The following is a 17,960-nucleotide window of genomic DNA, read 5'->3' on the forward strand; positions in this document are numbered from 1 at the left end:
ACCATGACCAATAAAGGAATGGCAAAAGATACATTGGATATCCTGGCCAGAAAATATTATATAAACACAGAAAACGAAAGAATAGATATAGCAAAAGAGTTGGAAATCAGTAAAAAAGAAACCGCTCTTTTCACTCCGGAACAACTGTCCGAGCTTGCAGTTGCTCCAATGCCTGAAGTTCATTTTGATACTCAATTTGAAACTTGGCGTTGCAGTTCACTAAAAGCTATTTTAGAATTAGCCACAGAAGAAGATCAGGAAAAGATCATGTGTCTGAACTTTGCATCAGCCAAAAATCCAGGTGGAGGATTTATCAACGGAGCAGAAGCCCAGGAAGAAAGCCTGGCAAGAACTTCAGGTCTGTATGAAAGTCTGCTTCAGGCCTGGGATTATTACACCGTTCACAGAGCAATGGAATCCTGTTTTTATACCGATACAATGATTTATAGTCCAAAGGTTCCAGTATTTAGAAAAGATAAAGGAGAACTTTTACCTAAACCTGTTCTGTGTAATTTTATAACGTCTCCTGCAGTGAATGCAGGCGTAGTAAAGCGTCAGGAACCGGAAAGAGAAACAGAGATATTAGGCGCCATGGATATCAGAACAGATAAGATGATTTCACTAGCCTTACATCAGGGAAATGAAACCCTTATTTTAGGAGCTTGGGGTTGTGGAGTATTTAAAAACAATCCGAAAGAAATTGCTGGTTTGTTCAAAAAATATCTCCAGGGAAAATATAAGAACAAATTTAAAAGAGTGGTTTTTGCAGTGCTCACAAAGAAAGAAGAGATGTTGAAGCCATTTGAAGAAATACAATGAAACTTACATTAAAAAAATATAAAGAACAGCTACCAGATTGGCCTCAAAAAGGACATTACATCATGGCACAATATGATGATGAGAAAATTGTAGTCTATCAGTCATATAAAAGAGCAATAGGAGAATTTGCGGTTAAAAATCAATATTTTGGTGGTGGATTCAGTCTGGAAAGGATGACTTGGATAAAGCCTAATTTCCTTTGGATGATGTATCGTAATGGCTGGGGAACAAAAGAAGGACAGGAATGTGTATTAGCTATACATCTAAAGTTAGATGCATTCAAAAAATACCTTGAAAATTCTATTGTTTCTAGCTACAATGATGATCTTGGAATATCCAGAGAAATGTGGCAGAAACAAGTGAAAGAATCATCTGTAAGACTTCAGTGGGATCCGGATCATGATCCTTTTGGAAACAAACTGGAAAGAAAAGCTATACAAATTGGTTTAAGAAATGAACATATCCATTCTTTTGCAAAAGAAGATATTATTTTAATTGAAAATATCTCTGATTTTGTTCAGGAACAGTATCAGTTTGTCCTGAATGATGATTTAGATCAGCTTGTCATTCCTGAAGAAAAACCATTATTATTTGATGATGAAGTTCTAAACAGGAAGCTTAATTTAAAGTAATGATTACACCTACTTTAAAAAAAAATTATGAAAATTGAAGTTATAAGAGAAGACATCACAAAAATTAATGCAGATGCCATTGTCAATGCAGCTAATTCTTCTTTGTTGGGAGGTGGCGGTGTAGATGGTGCCATTCATCGTGCTGGAGGACCACAAATTCTAGAAGAATGCAGAGCGATCAGAAACAGGCAGGGTAAATGCAATACAGGAGAATCAGTAGTAACAACAGCAGGAAATCTTTCTGCACAATATGTTATTCATACAGTAGGGCCAGTTTGGAATGATGATAAAGAAAAAAGCTCGAAGCTTTTATCAGATTGCTATAAGAACTCTTTACTGTTGGCAGAAAACCTTGGAGTCAAAACCATTGCTTTTCCTAATATCAGTACGGGAATTTATAGGTTTCCAAAAGAGCTGGCAGGAGAAATTGCTGTCAATGAAGTAAGAGAATTTCATTCAGATATCATAGAGAAAGTTATTTTTGTCTGTTTTGATGAAGAGAATGAAGAAATTTATAAAAAGCTTTTAAATCCTCCTCTTTAAAATCAATTATATTCGTGCATTCGTGGCCAAAAAACACAGTGTACAAAACACAATTTAAAACAAATGAAAAAACTAACCATATTAAGTGGTGCAGGAATCAGTGCCGAAAGCGGAATTCAAACCTTCAGAGACGGAGATGGTCTCTGGGAAAATCATAATGTAACCGATGTGGCCAGTCCGGAAGGATGGCGCAAAGACAGGGCTCTGGTATTGGAATTCTACAACCAGAGAAGACGCCAGCTTCATGAAGTACAGCCTAATGAAGCCCATAAGCTGCTGGCAGAGCTTGAAAAATATTTTGAGGTACAGATTATTACCCAGAATATTGATGATCTGCATGAAAGAGCAGGCTCTACAAATATTCTTCATATTCATGGAGAATTGTTTAAATCATGTTCCTGTAATAATAAAAGCCTGATTTATGAACAAAAAGACGATATCAACCTTGAAGATAAAGCCGAAGATGGTGCTCAGTTGAGGCCGTTTATCGTTTGGTTCGGAGAAGATGTTCCATTATATCAGGATGCCAGAGAAATGGTAAAAGATTCAGATATTTTAGTGGTAATCGGAACTTCTTTACAGGTATATCCTGCAGCCGGATTAATCCATGATATTAAAGATGATTGTCTTTTAATCGTAATCAATCCTAATGAAACAGGTTTCGGTTATGGGCAGAGAGCTGTGGTAATGAAAGAAACGGCAACACAGGGGATGAAACTTTTATTTGATAAACTGGTAAATCTTGCCTGATATTGAAAAGTTAAATAATAAATACTTTGTAAACCAATGAAGCCTTTCCTAAAAATCATTTCCGATATGTTTTCCAAATATGATCCTGATAATGATATTGTGAACTTCCCTTTGAAGGAATATCATGGAAGAATTGAAATCAATAAAGCGTTGGAAGTTGGAAATTGCCGTGTTCATTATTCTCCGGATTATGCATTTGAGACTCCGGTTGAAGTACAGAATAGGATAAAGGATAATACCTTACTTTGGATAGACAATCAAAATAGTCTGCTGGGTTTTTCAGATCAAAATAGAACCTTACTAGTTCCTTTGAATAAGATCAATGGAATAGAAATCCAAAATATGCTTAAAGGGAGAGGACCGGCTGAATCTTGTTTGTGGATTTACCTGTACGAAAAATCATTTGTGACTCTTTCAATATCACCGGAGATCTATTATTTTGATCAATATGCAGATGATATCATTAAAACAACAGGGTTTACCGTCACTTTTTCCCCGGAATTTTATAATGCTTAATGAAAACACAAAAAACAATGAACGAAATAGAAACAAAAAGAATAAGTAAATTTTTAAGCCTTATTTTGAGGCACCAACCCGAAACTATCGGCTTGAAGCTGGATGAAAACGGATGGGCAGATGTAGAAGAACTGAGAACAAAATCAGCTAAAAAGAGGGTGCATTTTTCTTTAGAAGAATTAGATGAGGTAGTAGAAACCAATAATAAAAAAAGATTTGCCTTTAATGAAGATAAAACCATGATCAGAGCCAGCCAGGGACATTCTATTGATATAGATTTAGCCTTGGAAGCCTTACAGCCACCTGATTTTTTGTATCATGGAACTGCAGAAGCCAATATTTCCTCCATCTTGGATAAGGGAATAGAAAAAAGAAGCCGTCAACATGTACACTTAAGTGCCGATAAAGAAACGGCTACAAAGGTTGGAATGAGACACGGAAAACCCATAATTCTGACTATCAGAACCGGAACAATGTATGAAGAAGGAATTGCTTTCTATCAATCAGCCAACGGAGTATGGCTTACAGAGTTTGTAGACCCGAAATACATTTCAAAATAAGGATGGGAAGAACATTAGTGATAGGAGATATTCACGGAGGACTTAAGGCACTTCAGCAGGTTTTTGAAAGGGCAGAGGTCACGGACGATGATCAGCTTATCTTTCTGGGAGATTATGTAGATGGCTGGAGTGAATCTTCAGGGGTAATCCGTTTTTTAATGGGGCTTTCAGAAAAGCAGGAATGTATTTTGATTAAAGGGAATCATGATGCCTGGACTGAAGACTGGCTCTTGGCAGGAACCGGACCTGATGTATGGCTTTTCAATGGAGGACAAAGTACAGTAGAAAGTTATGCAGATTATTCTCAGCAGGATAAAGAAATCCATCTTGACTTCTTTCAGAAAATGAAAAACTACCATGTGGATAGTCAAAACCGGCTGTTTATTCATGCAGGATATTCTTCTATGCATGGACCCGAAAAAGAGGTCTACTCCAGCAATTACAGATGGGACAGAACCCTTTGGGAAACTGCGGTAGCAATGGATAAAAAACTGGCAAAAAACTCAGAGCTTTATCCCAAAAGATTGCTTTTATATCACGAAATATTTATCGGGCATACACCGACACTTTATATTGGAAGTAAAGTCCCCGTAAATAAGGCAAATATCTGGAATATGGATACCGGGGCCGCTTTTACAGGAGCTTTATCTGTCATGGATATTGATACTAAAGAATGCTGGCAAAGTGATCCGCTTCCACTTTTATATCCTCATGAAAAAGGAAGAAACGTATAAAATTAAAAGATGAATAAGATATTCTCTGCAACCCAACCTCATAGATTTCCAAAACCTATGAGGTCTTCTTTTTTATTTCATCATAGATAATCTTGTCTTTTTAGCATTTTGCTTTTCTGCCACAATCATATTACCTAATTTTAGATCCGGAAAATAAAATATCAATGAAACTGAAATACCTTCTGCTTGTTCTAAGCTCATCTCTGGCTTTTGCTCAAAAAACATTTCAGACTCCTTTTGAAAAAGGAAATGGTAACCAAACTGTTACCTATGATGAAATGAATACCTATTATCAGGATTTATCCAAAAATTTTAATACCATTCAATACCTTAAAAAAGGAGAAGATGACAACGGAAAACCCATTTATGTGGTGGTGTATAATCCTTTCCCTGAAAAGAATATTGAAAAACTGAGAAAAGATAAAGCCATCCTCTTTGTAAACAACGGAATTCATCCCGGAGAACCGGATGGTATAGATGCCACCATGATGCTGATGCGTGATTTGGCAACCGGGAAAATTAAAACACCACAGAACTTTATCATTGCAGCCATTTCTGCCTATAACATCAGCGGAATGCTGAACAGAGGTTCGTATTCCAGAGCCAATCAGAACGGTCCGGAGCAATACGGATTCAGAGGAAACGCAAGGAATTACGACCTGAACCGGGATTTCATCAAAGCAGATTCTAAAAATGCCAGAAGCTTTCAGGAAATTTACCAATGGCTGAAACCCGATGTATTTATTGATAACCACGTAAGTAATGGGGCTGATTATCAATATACTTTCACCTATATTTCAACCTTTAAAGAACGCTTAGGAAACGTGTTGGGAGCTTATTTTTATAATGATTATCAGGCTAAAAATCTTGATGATATGAAGAAATTAGGCTACGAAAGTACTCCTTACGTCAATATTCACGGTGATGTTCCTGAGGTTGGTTTTGCTTCATTCGAAGATTCTCCGAGATATTCTACAGGCTATACAACCTTATTCAATTCTTTGGGAACCGTCCCGGAAACCCATATGCTGAAACCTTATGACAAAAGAGTAGACGCAACTTACAAGTATATGTTGGTTAATCTGCAAAATCTGGATAAAGATTATCAGAAAATAAAACAGCTTCGTATAGAAAACCTTAAGCAATACCAGCCTGGGGAACAGTATGGAATCCGTTGGAAAATAGACTCTACAAAATTTTCTACCATGGATTTTAAAGGATATGAGGGAAAATATAAACCCAGCGAAATCTCAGGAAAACCAAGGCTGTATTACGATAGAAACAAACCCTTTACAAAGAATATCAAGCTTTTTAATACAGCAGTTCCTACAGGATATATTACCATTCCTACATACTATGTGATTCCACAGGCTCAGTATAGAGTTATTGAAGAATTTAAACGAAACGGGATTCAGATGAAGCCGCTTCAGAAAGACAGTGCTATTGCAGTAGAGTCTTATAAGATTAAAGATTTTAAAACGGTTAAAAATCCTTACGAAGGACATTATCTGCATTATGAAACCACTGTAGAGCCTTTAGAAAAACAATATACTTTTTCTAAAGGGGATTATTTGGTTTCTACTCACCAGCCTGGTGTGAAATATATTATTGAAACGCTTGAACCTGAGGCGTTAGACTCATTTTTTAACTGGAATTTCTTTGATGGAATCTTAGCTCAGAAAGAATACTATTCAGCCTATATATTTGAAGATACGGCTGCAGACCTGTTGAAGAAAGATAAAAAGTTGAAAGAGGCCTTTGACAAAGCAAAAGTTTCAGATAAAAAGCTTTCAGAAGATGGTCAAATGCAGCTGGACTGGGTCTATAGACACTCTCCTTATTTTGAAGAAAAAACATTTAGACAGTATCCTATATTTAGAGTCTTGTAATGATTTAATAATGAAGGAATAAACTAAAAAAGACGTTTCTGATTGAAACGTCTTTTTTTTATTTTGGAAGACCTCTTTGTAAGGCCAGTTCTGCTCTTTTAACGGCTAATTTTTCTTTCCAGTCCATATATTCTTTTTTGAAATTGGACTTCATGATATCATCAAATTTACGCTGTACCGTAAGATTCCATAAAGAATGCGCTTTTACCGCCCATGATTTATCCCATGCTCTTAATGAAATAGAGAAACTTCCGTCCAGATATTTCATCCAGTGCCACCATCCTGTAGGCATAAAGAGGGTATCTCCATGCTCAAGAAAGCATTCAATACCTTCTACACCATCCAGTGCCGGAAATTTGTTGAAGTCCGGATTTTCAATATCATAATCTTCCAGGGCATATGTGGCATACGGAATTTGGTATAACCTTTCTCTCCATTTATAATCGAATAGTAGAATATGTTTTCTTCCATTAAAGTGAGTATGGAAGATATGCGCCATATCGATATCAAAATGAAGGAAAGTTTCGGAACCCTTACCTCCAAAAAACATGTTCGGGTATTTATCTAAAAACCCACCCATTAATTCTTTAGGTGAAATATAATCTTCAAGAAGATTCGGGGCAAATTTTATCGGATCAAAAAGGAAAATTCTAAGATCAGTAGGCTCCCTCTGAATAAGATCTATATAATCTCCAAATTTCATCTTTGCAGCAGAAGAATTGATGGGGGCAGAAGGATCTGCTTTTGAACTGTCATATAGCGGAACCTCCACATCTCCTACAACATCCTTCATATATTCCATCGTCCATTTTTGGTATGCCGGCCATTTTTTTGCCATATTTTTGATGACAACGGGCCTTCTTGGCTTTAGATATTTTTCGTAGAATTCCTCCTGAGAAATGTCATCTACAATATCTATAGGCTTTAAATTTATTCCCATTATGTAAATTTTATATTACAAAATTATTAAATTAAAGTATAATGAGAAGAGTTTGGTTTTATTTTTTATCTATGATTGAAATTATTCTCAACTGTTTAGACTAAATAAAAATAATAAAAAGTCATTTATTGCCTTTTTTATGGTCAGTTCAAAACCTATGAATAAATTGCCCTATAAATAAATTACAGGGCAAAAAAACACAAATAAAATGAATAAGAATTCATTCTGACATCTAATGTATCGCTTTTATCTGACAAACAAAATGGGATAAAAGTTAATAAAATCTTTTAAATTTTGTCATTATATTGTTTTAATTCTGATAATAAAAATTATACTTTACTTTTAATATTCAAATATAAAAAAGTATATAATTTTATTAATTTAAAAATAAAATAGATGAATTGTTGTTAATATTAGAATTGGTTTTCTCTTTTCTACCCATCTGATAATGTGATTGTAACAGCAGAATGTTTTTTACTTCAGTATTTGTATTTCGTGAATGTAAATGGAAAGGGATTGATCTTGTTAGATTATAACTATATTTGTAGTGATATAGATTTAACTTTTCGATTTAAAAATGATCTTTATGAAAAGTGTAACGAAAGTCAACAACTATTAACTAATTGGAGTAAATACTAAATATGAAAAAAAATATTTCTTTATTTTTGATGATCTTTATTTCTGTGTTCACTTTTGCGCAGAAAACGGTGTCAGGAAAAATTACGGATGATGATGGGGTAGCCATACCAAGTGCAAGCGTAACGGTTGAAGAACCGGGCAAAGATGCTATTCTGGCGTACGGAATCACCAATTCTAAAGGAGAATATAAAGTAACATTCACCTCTCCAGAAGCTAATGTAGATCTTAAGGTGAAAGCGTTTAACCAAAAACCGGTTACCAAACAAATCAGTAATGCTGATCAGAACCTGAATTTTAAAATGCAGTCGGAGGCTACAGAAATTAAAGAAGTGCAGCTGAAGACCAAAATGATCACCGCCAGAGGGGATACAATTTCTTATGACCTTAAGGCTTTTAATAGTAAAAACGATAGAACCCTTGCCGATGTAATGAAAAAAATCCCGGGAATTGAAGTCAATAAAGACGGAACAATTCTCTATCAGGGAAATGCAATCAATAAATTCTATGTTAATGGTAAAGATCTTATGGAAGGCGGTTATGGAACCATCAACAACTCGCTGCCAAAAGACGCTGTACAGAAAGTAGAAGTTCTCGAAAATCACCAGCCGGTTAAAATTCTTCAGGATAAAGTACCTTCAGATCAGGCAGCGATTAATATTAAGCTTAAAAATTCTGTAACCATGACCGGAAGAGGAGAAGTGGGAACAGGTTTTGGAGATCCATGGCTTTGGAATGTAAAGCTGACTCCCATGTTTTTCGGACAGAAAAGCCAATGGGTGGTCAATTATAAAACCAACAATATGGGTGAGCAGGTAGAAAATGAAGGAAATATTCTCGCTTTTGGAAGCGGATGGGAAGGGCGAAGAATAAATGCAGCCCAAAATAACTGGTTAAGTGTTGAAAATGCCAGTGTTCCCGATCTTCCGGTAAAAAGATATTTGATGAACAGTGTTCATTATCTTTCTGCTAATTACCTTACCAATATTGATAAGAAAAAAGAATGGGAATTAAAAGCCAATGCCAATTATACCAATAATGCAGTAGAAAGAGAGTCCAATAGTACAACTACTGATATCCAGCAGGGAACGAAATACAATACTAAGTTCCTGAACAATTTCTATACTGATAAGGTAAAAGGAGAATTGATATTTACTAAAAATGCGAAGAAAGGATTCTTTAAAAATACAACAACTTTTTCCCAGTTTTGGAATGCAGACAGAGCCGTTGCTGAAAGAAATGATAAAACAGGCTACAGACTTGGAAATGAAGCCTTAGAATCTCCAACATCATCTTTTCAAAACTCTTTGAGTACCATTATTCCGTGGAAAGAAAAAATGATCAATTTTAAATCCTTTATTAACTATCAGAATGACAGGCAGACATTGGAAATTTCTCCTGCCAACTATTTACAGTTCCCCTACAAAGAGCCGGGAAGTACAGATTTCTCAACGATTAACTTTACTCCGGGAAGTACAGCTTTGCAGACTTTTAAAATTAAGACATTAGATACATCACATTCTGCAAACATCAGTTTTTCAACAAAAGGCTGGACGTTTACTCCACAGATCGGAATTGATTTTTCAACAGATAAACTGACGACAAACTTTGATGGGAGCACAATTAACAACTCTCCTGATTTCAACAGTTTAGCTTATGAAAACGATCTGAAATTCACGAAAATTAATCCAAATGCATCAGTAGGAGTTAACTATAAATCTGAAGCTTGGAGCTTATTTGCTAATTTCCCGGTCAACTTCAATAATATTAAAGCTGAAGATGCATTCAGAAATGTTTCAAAATCTTTAAATAAAACAACATTTACCCCTAATATCTTTGCTCAGTATTCTTTTGCTTCATTTTTTAAAGCAAGTTTGAGTGGAAATATCAGTAATAATTTTGGAGACATCCAAACTGCTTATGCAGGGTATATTTTAACAAGCCCTGGAGGATTTAATGTGATGAATCCAAAAAATCCAATACCTCAAACGACCACAAAAAATGCAGGTGCAAGATTAGAGTATAGAAACCCACTAAACAATATCTTCTTTAATGTCGGATATAGATTAAGTGATGCTAAAAATAACTTACTGGCCTCAAGTGCTGTAAATGAACTAGGATTCAGTGTTATTGAGTATATTGAAAGTGAAAACAAAAGAACGAGCAACAGTTACTATGCAGAAATTGGAAAATATTTTCCTAAGTTTAAAACAAATGCTTCCCTGACCTATAACAATACAAATTCAAAATCTCAGTCGAGAAGAAATGATCAGGACATTAATACCACAAATGATGGAAATACGTTAGGGTTTAAATTGAACAACACCTATTTTTCCTGGATGAGTGTAGACTTCAACATGACCAAATCATGGAATAAACAATCCAACGGAATTATTCAGAATGATCTTGGAAAAACTGAGGGGTATACCCATAATTTGAATGTGTTCTTCTATCCAATAGAAAACCATACCATAGGGTTCTACTGGGATCAGATTAACTCAAAACTGGGACAAACGAAGTTAAATAACGGTTTCTTTGATGTATCTTATCAATTTAGCTGGGCAAAGAAAAAAGTAGACTTCGAATTAAAGTGGATGAATATTGGAGACAGAAAAGTATTTGAAAGGATCAATGTAGGAGATGCTACTATTACACAGACAACAATGCAGCTTCGCCCTAGCCAGGTAATGTTTACTGTAAAATTCAACTTTAAATAAAATAAAAACCAATCCGCATGGATTGGTTTTTTGTTGAGATATAGTGATAAATTAAAAGCTTTGCTGATCTGCAGAAGGGCCATAACTTCCGGGAAGAGGAATGTTATTCAGCCTGTAATAGACTCCCAATTGTGCCCGGTGATGGGTAATTTGGTTTAACGCATGGCGGATTGCTCCATATTTAGTCCAGCTTGCCAGTTCATGTCCATCATTTTTAATGGTCCAGCTTGGATTCAGCTGGTCTTCGGAGGCTTTTTCTAAAGCGGCTTTTCCGGACTGATAGTCGTTGTCAAGTTTTTTTAAAAGATCCTCTTTGGTAGAGAGAACCGTAGGTTGGTATCCTCCTTTGGCAAAATCCAGTTCAGAAGTGTTCAAAATAGTATTGGGCCATTCAAAAACTTCCACAAGATGAGTGGCAAGTGGCATCATTTTCATACTTTTTTCGTGAGGAGCATAATCATTTTTTCCTTCAGGAAAAAGTTCAATAAATTTTTTTGTCGTTTGAAATTCTCCCTCCAGTTCGGATTTTAATTGTGATAAAGTGTCCATAATATTTTGGTTTTTAGAACATTAAAGTTAGCTCTTTTACCACTTGAAATGTTTTAACAAAATCATAAATTTTATATTTTACTCTTCCAGCCACAGGAAAATTAACCCACAGGAAAATAAAAATGAAGAAAAACTGTAACAAATAGGTAGATCCAATTACTAATTAATAAAACTTGATTAAAAATGAAAAAGCTATTTTCTATATTCTTTATAGCTCTTTTTGCTGTAGCAAGTGCACAGGAATCTAAAGAAACGGCTAACCGCTTCTTTTATGAGCTTACATTTAAGCCTAAGAAAGATTCTGCAAAACTGGATAAGCAAATTGCGATTTTAGATATTACTCCCAAAAAATCCATTTATCAGGATTATACAGTTCCATCTCAGGATTCGATTATCAAATTGGCTGTTGAGGAAATGGAAAAAGCAAAAACCTGGAAAGACATAACCAAACTTATCAGAATGCCTAAGTTTTCATATAAGATTATTAAAACGTATCCGGATATGAAAGAGCAGTATATCGACAGAGTAAGCATGAACTTATTCGGGTATGATGATAATGTTAAGTTTAATTGGAATATTTTATCAGAAAAAGAAAAAGTAGGAGAATATAATACACAAAAAGCGACAACAGAATTTGGAGGACGAAAATGGACCGCTTGGTTTAGTACAGATATTCCTTTTCAGGACGGACCTTACAAATTCTATGGTCTTCCGGGATTGATCGTTAAGATCGAAGATTCTGAGAAAAACTACTCGTGGAAACTGAGTGGTAACAAGAAGATAGAAAATTATGAGGAGATGTCCTATTCGGATAAAATCAATGCTAAATATGGAATCCCTCAGACAGTAACCCCTACCACAAAAGAAAAATTCGAGAAAGCTTATGCCGGTTTTAAACAAGATCCAATGGCAGAGTTTCGTCAGAAAGTGACTCCGGAAATGATGAATATGAAAATGCCGGGATCAGATATGACCATTGGAGAAATGGGAAAAAGACAAGAAAAAATAGCCAAAGATTTCTTCAATGCTAATGATAATCCTATCGAAAAAGATCAGGTTTCTGACAAAAAGAAAAAATAAACATTTCATTCATATCAACTAAATTATATTCAAGTCAACCCAGATACAGCAATGTGTTTGGGTTGATTCTTTCTTTTGGTTAAATAAATGTGATTATAAGTGTTTTTTTAAAAATTATTCAGAAAAAATTTGATTTTGTTTTTTATTCTTATATGTTTGTTAAAACTAATTTAAAATTTTATACCATGAAAAAAATTGTTCTAACAGTTTTATTGACAACGTCGGCTCTGTTATTTGCTAAAAATGAGACTCCCAATACAAAGATGGAGTCGGGAAAGGTGGCTAAAACTGTTTTAGTGGCTAAGAAAACTATTGAAACTGATGCTCAGCAGCAAAAGCCTATTACACTTTCGACAACAGGAAAGGAAAAAGAATTGACGACAGAAGAGCTATGCATTATTGAGCTTGCTTTGGGCCCTGTAATAGCTGGCCCGGCTTACCATTGTTTACAGCTTGGTTCTTAAATAAAAATTATTTATAAAAAATTCAAATTAACCCAAATACAGTAATGTGTTTGGGTTAATTTCTTTAACACCTGATGTTATTTAGATTAAATTTAAATAACGTATATTTGCAGCACAAAAAATCAGGCTTTGAAAGAGAAAGGATTACATAAATTAAGTGGATTTCCCAAAAACAAAATGGGAAAGATATTGGGATATGATAATGACCATCTGAAAATGCCCAATAAAATCATTGAAATGGGGCTTCTTCCGGAGACCATTTTCAGGATTTTGTATCAGGCTCCATTCAATGGGCCAATGTATGTAGAGTTTGGAGTAGAGAAAAGCCGGATTGCTCTTCGTGAGGAAGAAGGAGATTACATCATTGTTGAAGAATTGAATTAATGCAGGCAAACAAGAAAAAACAAATACTTTTAGTCGGAAACCCGAATGTAGGAAAATCTACGGTTTTCAATACGCTTTGTAATAAAAAGCAGAAAACCGGGAACTATGCCGGAGTAACTGTTGCCAGTTATTCTGGAAATTATACCTATAAAAATGAGGACGTTGAGGTCGTAGATCTACCTGGATCATACAGTGTGTATCCAAGTTCTGAAGATGAAGCTATTTTCTCAAAATATCTTATCGATGAACAGAAAAACTATGCAGGAGTTGTTTATATTCTTGAAGCATTAAGCCTGAAAAGAGGTCTTCTTTTGTTTCAGCAGATTCAGGATCTTGGAATTCCCATGATTCTGATTGTCAATCAGATTGACCAGGCAGAAAGAAGAGGGATTAATATTGATATTCAGCAGTTTTCCAAAGCTTTAGGTATTACCATTATTCAGACGAATGCCAAAGAACAGATTGGTATTGATGAAGTAAGAGAAGCGGTTTACAATAACCAATTTATAAAAGCAGATAAAGTATCATTTGAAACACCGAATGAGCATAGGGATTTTATCCGTAAACTGGCTTCACATAAGGGCTTTGATAACGAATATAAGGCATGGATGAGCCTTTCTTTAGGCACAGACCTGGGAAGAATAGAATCTGTAATGGATAAGCTGAATGAAGCGGATTCCAAAAGTTTGGTACCTAAAAGATTACAGGTTCAGGAAACAGTTAGGAGATATCAGAATGTAGACAAAATATTAGACAATGTAATTTCTAAAAAACCTCAGTTCAAAGAATTGTTGACAGAAAAACTGGATAAGGTTTTGGTTCACAAATTTTGGGGTTATGTTGTTTTCTTAGCCATTTTATTAGTTATTTTCCAAAGTGTATTTTTCCTGGCGGAATATCCGATGACCTGGATTGAGGAGACTTTCTCATGGCTGGCAGCCTTTACAGGAGAACACCTGCCGGAAGGGCCGGTTAATTCACTGATTTCAAACGGAATTATTCCGGGAATAGGAGGGATTGTAGTATTTGCACCACAGATCGGGATTTTACTGTATTTCCTTTATCTGCTGGAAGATTCTGGGTATATGGCAAGAGTGGTATTCCTGATGGACAGACTTCTCCGCCCATTCGGACTGAACGGTAAAAGTATTGTTCCCCTTGTTTCAGGAACGGCATGTGCAATTCCTGCCGTGATTTCTACAAGGAATATTGAAAATGTTAAAGAGAGATTACTGACGATCCTGGTAACCCCTTTTATGACGTGCTCTGCAAGGCTTCCGGTATATAGTATTATTATCGGGCTCATTATTTCTGAAGGAACATTTTTGGGGATAAAATATAAGGCATTGGTGCTGATGGGAATGTATCTTCTGGGCTTTCTGGTAGCATTATTCTCTGCAGCTATTCTTAAAGGATTTATTAAAAATAAAGGTAAAACCTATTTGGTCATGGATTTACCCACTTATAAGAAACCGCTTTTCGGATATGATCTTAAGATGGTGTTAGGAAAAGTCTGGGACTTTATTACCGGAGCCGGTAAAATTATTTTTATTGTAAGTATCATCATCTGGTTTTTAAGCTATTTCGGACCCAAACAACAGCCTAACGAATTGGTGGCCACCAATGTAGAGCTTGATCATTCTTACCTTGCTAAAATGGGTAAAGGAATAGAGCCTATCATTGCTCCTCTTGGATATGACTGGAAAATGGGAGTTGGAATTCTTACCAGCTTTGTTGCCAGAGAGGTTTTTGTGGGGACAATGTCTACACTATACAGTCTTGAAGATGATGCTCCGGAGGTAAAAGTAATTGACAAAATGAGACGGGATGTAAAGCCAAACGGAGAAAAAGTCTTTAGCTTTGCTACAGGAGTTTCAGTACTTTTATTTTATGCATTTGCAATGCAGTGTGTCTCTACACTTGCAGTAGTCTACAGAGAAACCAAAAGCTGGAAATGGACCGGCTTTCAGGTAGCGATGATGACAGGTTTGGCATATTTTGTGTCGATGATAGCTTATCAGATTTTAAAGTAATGGATTCATCATTAATTTTTCAATACGTCATTATCTTTATAATAGTAGCATTCGCCTGTTACTCCTTATTTAAGATACTCAGAAAGAATTTTGCACCCAAAAAATTCAGTTCTAAAAGAACAAACTGCGATAAAGATTGCGGCTGTTCTTAATATTGAATTAAATAATTAATTAAAAAAATGTAGTAAATTCATTTTTTTAATTTAAATAATTCAGTTTGGGGCTTTCAAAAGCAATCTTTGTTTTCTTACTTTCTTTCTTTGTGTTCTATGGAAGAGCACAAAGTGATACCACGAATATTAGATCCTATACAGATCAGGTGATGATCCGTGCCAATATTGATACCAATATTGAAAGTTATATTTTTTCGCAGGGAGAAGGGAAAAATGGAAACCAAATGACGTTTTCAATCAACAACAAAACAAGGACTTCCTTCTCGGTTGACTATAAAATAATAAGTGCTACGCTGTCTTTTTCGCCACATTTTATTTCAGGCAATAACGATGATGAACTGAAAGGAAAGAGCTCTTATACAGACTTTAGCTTGCGGTTATTTCCCCAAAAATTTATTCAGACCCTCTATTATAAAAATGTAAAAGGATTTTATCTGGAAAACATGAAAGATTTTCTTCCCGGCTGGCAGGAAGGAAAAGATCCGTACATCCAATTTCCGGATTTTAGGGTACAAAGCTTTGGAGGATCTACCGCATATGTTCTTAATGAAAATTTCTCGGCCAAAAGTATCTATACCCAAGGGGAGTGGCAGAAGAAAAGCAGTGGCAGCTGGGTCCCTTTCTTAGACTACGACCTTAGCATTTTCACCAATATAATAGAAGGGCAGAAGAGCAAAGAAACCCAATATAAAATTGGAGCCAATATGGGATATTTCTACAATTGGGTGATTGGAAAGAAAGTGCATATTGCTCCCTATTTAGCATTAGGTCTGGGTGGAAAATTCTCAAGTTATTATGAAAACCTGGGCGATAAATCACGGGTTAATGCGCAGTATGTAACCATTAGGATGGAAGGTGGGCTGCATGTAGGATATAATACAGATCGCTTTCTATTCGGCGGAAAAATGAACTTTAGTGCCTATGCCTACGATCAGAAAAATAACCAGACTGTGGAAAATAATAACCTCTATGGTTTGTTATATATAGGGTATCGTTTTGCCCCTCCGAAAGTTGTAAAAAATACGTATGATAAAATTCAAAAAAAGATTCCTGTTTTATAAGTTCAAAAGTCTTTTAAGTATCTTTGCGTAGAAAAATATAGAAAGAAAACAATCAAACAATCAAAATATAATGTCGTTAATTAAATCTATTTCAGGAATTCGTGGAACCATAGGAGGAAGAGTAAATGATAACCTGACTCCACTAGATGTGGTAAAATTTGCTTCGGCTTTCGGAACCTGGCTTCAGAATAATAAAAATAAAAAAGATTTAACCCTCGTGATTGGTAGAGATGCCAGAATATCCGGTCAGATGGTTTCTTCTCTGGTTACTGCGACTTTACAGGGGCTGGGTATCAATGTGGTAGATTTAGGTCTTTCTACAACACCTACGGTAGAGATCATGGTGCCGGAATTGAAAGCTGACGGAGGGATTATCCTTACCGCTTCTCACAATCCGAAACAATGGAATGCACTGAAATTATTGAATGAAAAAGGAGAATTCATCAGTGGAGAAAACGGTGCAGATGTACTGGCTTTAGCAGAAAGTGAAGACTTCAATTATGCGGAGGTAGATGATCTGGGAAATTATGAAACAAGAGATGATGCTTTTGATATTCATATTCAGCAGATCCTGGATCTTCCAATGGTAGATGTAGAGGCAATTAAAGCTAAAAAATTTAAAGTGGTTCTGGATGCGGTAAACTCTACAGGAGGGATCGCTATTCCTATGTTGTTAGATAAGCTTGGATGCGAGACTGTTAAGCTGTATTGTGAACCTACAGGATATTTTCCACACAATCCAGAGCCTTTAAAAGAACATTTGGGAGATATCTGCGAGCTGGTGATTAAAGAAAAGGCAGACCTGGGAGTTGTTGTAGATCCGGATGTAGACAGACTGGCCTTAATTGATGAAAAAGGGGAAATGTTTGGCGAAGAGTATACATTGGTGGCTGTGGCGGATTACCTGTTGAAACATAAAAAAGGGGCCGCTATTTCTAACCTTTCATCTAGCCGTGCTTTGAGAGACGTTGCTCATACCCATGATTCAGAATACTTTGCAAGTGCTGTAGGAGAAGTGAATGTAGTTACTTTAATGAAAGAGAAAAATGCAGTGATCGGAGGAGAAGGGAACGGTGGTATTATTTACCCTGAACTGCACTACGGAAGAGATTCTTTAGTGGGGGTAGCCTTATTCTTAACTCATTTGGCAAAAGAAAATAAAACGGTATCTGAATTGAGAGCCGGATATCCAAGCTATTTTATGGGTAAAAAGAAGATAGAACTTACACCGGAGATCAATGTAGATGATATTTTAAACAAAATGGAGTTGGAATATAAAAATGAAGAAGTTTCTACAGTGGATGGTGTTAAAATAGACTTTGAAAACAATTGGGTTCACCTTAGAAAATCCAATACAGAGCCGATTATCAGAATTTATACGGAAGCTAAATCTCAGGAGGAAGCCGATAAATTAGGAGATGATATCATTGCTAAGATCAAAACTTTAATTTAAATAAAACCTAAAGAACGGATGCTATCT

At 35.7% G+C, this 17,960-nt stretch carries 17 protein-coding genes; 15 read left to right on the forward strand and 2 right to left on the reverse strand.

Going from position 1 to position 17,960, the window contains the following annotated elements; translation table 11 throughout:
* The first annotated feature begins 3 nt into the window (after positions 1–3).
* The 8 genes from B8967_RS17325 to B8967_RS17360 all read left to right on the forward strand — a co-directional run bounded on the left by B8967_RS17325 (position 4) and on the right by B8967_RS17360 (position 6,443).
* Positions 4–819 (forward strand): TIGR02452 family protein, encoded by an 816-nt coding sequence (locus B8967_RS17325; RefSeq protein ID WP_084086897.1) that lies wholly within the window; start codon positions 4–6, stop codon positions 817–819.
* Positions 816–1,451, forward strand: coding sequence for a DUF4291 domain-containing protein (locus B8967_RS17330; protein WP_084086898.1), 636 nt, complete (start codon positions 816–818; stop codon positions 1,449–1,451). The genes B8967_RS17325 and B8967_RS17330 overlap by 4 nt, the downstream gene beginning before the upstream one ends.
* A 27-nt stretch (positions 1,452–1,478) precedes the next feature.
* Complete coding sequence (locus B8967_RS17335) at positions 1,479–1,994, forward strand: O-acetyl-ADP-ribose deacetylase (protein ID WP_084086899.1); 516 nt, start codon at positions 1,479–1,481, stop codon at positions 1,992–1,994.
* A 63-nt stretch (positions 1,995–2,057) separates the two neighbouring features.
* Positions 2,058–2,744, forward strand: coding sequence for an SIR2 family NAD-dependent protein deacylase (locus tag B8967_RS17340; protein WP_084086900.1), 687 nt, complete (start codon positions 2,058–2,060; stop codon positions 2,742–2,744).
* A 36-nt stretch (positions 2,745–2,780) separates the two neighbouring features.
* Positions 2,781–3,260 carry a hypothetical protein gene (locus B8967_RS17345; RefSeq protein WP_084086901.1) on the forward strand — a complete coding sequence of 160 codons (480 nt, stop codon included), beginning with the start codon at positions 2,781–2,783 and terminating at the stop codon, positions 3,258–3,260.
* A 17-nt stretch (positions 3,261–3,277) separates the two neighbouring features.
* Positions 3,278–3,820 carry an RNA 2'-phosphotransferase gene (locus tag B8967_RS17350; RefSeq protein ID WP_084087141.1) on the forward strand — a complete coding sequence of 181 codons (543 nt, stop codon included), beginning with the start codon at positions 3,278–3,280 and terminating at the stop codon, positions 3,818–3,820.
* Positions 3,821–3,822: 2 nt separating this feature from the next.
* Positions 3,823–4,554, forward strand: a complete 732-nt coding sequence (locus B8967_RS17355; protein ID WP_084086902.1) for a metallophosphoesterase — start codon at positions 3,823–3,825, stop codon at positions 4,552–4,554.
* 164 nt (positions 4,555–4,718) lie between these two features.
* Complete coding sequence (locus tag B8967_RS17360) at positions 4,719–6,443, forward strand: M14 family metallopeptidase (RefSeq protein ID WP_084086903.1); 1,725 nt, start codon at positions 4,719–4,721, stop codon at positions 6,441–6,443.
* 58 nt (positions 6,444–6,501) lie between these two features.
* On the opposite strand, the gene B8967_RS17365 is transcribed toward B8967_RS17360, so the two are convergent.
* Entirely contained in the window at positions 6,502–7,383 is an 882-nt protein-coding gene (locus B8967_RS17365; protein WP_084086904.1) for a cupin-like domain-containing protein, read from the reverse strand.
* A 641-nt stretch (positions 7,384–8,024) separates the two neighbouring features.
* Here B8967_RS17365 and B8967_RS17370 point away from each other — a divergent pair.
* Positions 8,025–10,736, forward strand: a complete 2,712-nt coding sequence (locus tag B8967_RS17370; RefSeq protein ID WP_084086905.1) for a TonB-dependent receptor — start codon at positions 8,025–8,027, stop codon at positions 10,734–10,736.
* A 51-nt stretch (positions 10,737–10,787) separates the two neighbouring features.
* Here B8967_RS17370 and B8967_RS17375 read toward each other — a convergent pair whose 3' ends face one another.
* The gene (locus B8967_RS17375; RefSeq protein ID WP_047489861.1) at positions 10,788–11,285 is read right to left on the reverse strand and encodes a DinB family protein; all 498 of its coding nucleotides are present in this window, start codon (positions 11,283–11,285) and stop codon (positions 10,788–10,790) included.
* A gap of 183 nt (positions 11,286–11,468) precedes the next feature.
* Here B8967_RS17375 and B8967_RS17380 point away from each other — a divergent pair, with 183 nt between their 5' ends.
* The 6 genes from B8967_RS17380 to glmM all read left to right on the forward strand — a co-directional run bounded on the left by B8967_RS17380 (position 11,469) and on the right by glmM (position 17,933).
* Entirely contained in the window at positions 11,469–12,365 is an 897-nt protein-coding gene (locus B8967_RS17380) for a GLPGLI family protein (protein WP_084086906.1), read from the forward strand.
* A 185-nt stretch (positions 12,366–12,550) separates the two neighbouring features.
* Positions 12,551–12,829: a hypothetical protein gene (locus B8967_RS17385; RefSeq protein WP_143330550.1), complete on the forward strand. Its 279-nt coding sequence runs from the start codon at positions 12,551–12,553 to the stop codon at positions 12,827–12,829.
* A 129-nt stretch (positions 12,830–12,958) separates the two neighbouring features.
* A complete protein-coding gene (locus tag B8967_RS17390) occupies positions 12,959–13,213 on the forward strand; it encodes a FeoA family protein (protein WP_047489853.1) in 255 nt (84 codons plus the stop codon).
* Positions 13,213–15,246, forward strand: coding sequence for a ferrous iron transport protein B (gene feoB, locus B8967_RS17395; protein ID WP_084086908.1), 2,034 nt, complete (start codon positions 13,213–13,215; stop codon positions 15,244–15,246). Before B8967_RS17390 ends, feoB begins: the two co-directional genes overlap by 1 nt.
* 217 nt (positions 15,247–15,463) lie before the next feature.
* On the forward strand, positions 15,464–16,480 hold the full coding sequence (locus B8967_RS17400) for a DUF4421 family protein (protein ID WP_084086909.1): 1,017 nt from the start codon (positions 15,464–15,466) through the stop codon (positions 16,478–16,480).
* A gap of 70 nt (positions 16,481–16,550) precedes the next feature.
* Positions 16,551–17,933, forward strand: coding sequence for a phosphoglucosamine mutase (gene glmM / locus B8967_RS17405; protein ID WP_084086910.1), 1,383 nt, complete (start codon positions 16,551–16,553; stop codon positions 17,931–17,933).
* The last annotated feature ends 27 nt before the right edge of the window (positions 17,934–17,960 follow it).

The organism is Chryseobacterium sp. YR221 (genome assembly GCF_900176315.1).
GTDB lineage: Bacteria > Bacteroidota > Bacteroidia > Flavobacteriales > Weeksellaceae > Chryseobacterium > Chryseobacterium rhizosphaerae.

What these genes read in the sequence shown, in the direction of transcription:
- B8967_RS17325 (WP_084086897.1), top strand. Translation starts at nt 4, where the DNA reads ATGACCAATAAAGGAATGGCAAAAGATACATTGGATATCCTGGCCAGA.
- B8967_RS17340 (WP_084086900.1), top strand. Translation starts at nt 2,058, where the DNA reads ATGAAAAAACTAACCATATTAAGTGGTGCAGGAATCAGTGCCGAAAGC.
- B8967_RS17385 (WP_143330550.1), top strand. Translation starts at nt 12,551, where the DNA reads ATGAAAAAAATTGTTCTAACAGTTTTATTGACAACGTCGGCTCTGTTA.
- feoB (WP_084086908.1), top strand. Translation starts at nt 13,213, where the DNA reads ATGCAGGCAAACAAGAAAAAACAAATACTTTTAGTCGGAAACCCGAAT.
- B8967_RS17360 (WP_084086903.1), top strand. Translation starts at nt 4,719, where the DNA reads ATGAAACTGAAATACCTTCTGCTTGTTCTAAGCTCATCTCTGGCTTTT.
- B8967_RS17330 (WP_084086898.1), top strand. Translation starts at nt 816, where the DNA reads ATGAAACTTACATTAAAAAAATATAAAGAACAGCTACCAGATTGGCCT.
- B8967_RS17350 (WP_084087141.1), top strand. Translation starts at nt 3,278, where the DNA reads ATGAACGAAATAGAAACAAAAAGAATAAGTAAATTTTTAAGCCTTATT.
- B8967_RS17355 (WP_084086902.1), top strand. Translation starts at nt 3,823, where the DNA reads ATGGGAAGAACATTAGTGATAGGAGATATTCACGGAGGACTTAAGGCA.
- B8967_RS17345 (WP_084086901.1), top strand. Translation starts at nt 2,781, where the DNA reads ATGAAGCCTTTCCTAAAAATCATTTCCGATATGTTTTCCAAATATGAT.
- B8967_RS17335 (WP_084086899.1), top strand. Translation starts at nt 1,479, where the DNA reads ATGAAAATTGAAGTTATAAGAGAAGACATCACAAAAATTAATGCAGAT.
- glmM (WP_084086910.1), top strand. Translation starts at nt 16,551, where the DNA reads ATGTCGTTAATTAAATCTATTTCAGGAATTCGTGGAACCATAGGAGGA.
- B8967_RS17370 (WP_084086905.1), top strand. Translation starts at nt 8,025, where the DNA reads ATGAAAAAAAATATTTCTTTATTTTTGATGATCTTTATTTCTGTGTTC.
- B8967_RS17380 (WP_084086906.1), top strand. Translation starts at nt 11,469, where the DNA reads ATGAAAAAGCTATTTTCTATATTCTTTATAGCTCTTTTTGCTGTAGCA.
- B8967_RS17375 (WP_047489861.1), bottom strand. Translation starts at nt 11,285, where the DNA reads ATGGACACTTTATCACAATTAAAATCCGAACTGGAGGGAGAATTTCAA.
- B8967_RS17365 (WP_084086904.1), bottom strand. Translation starts at nt 7,383, where the DNA reads ATGGGAATAAATTTAAAGCCTATAGATATTGTAGATGACATTTCTCAG.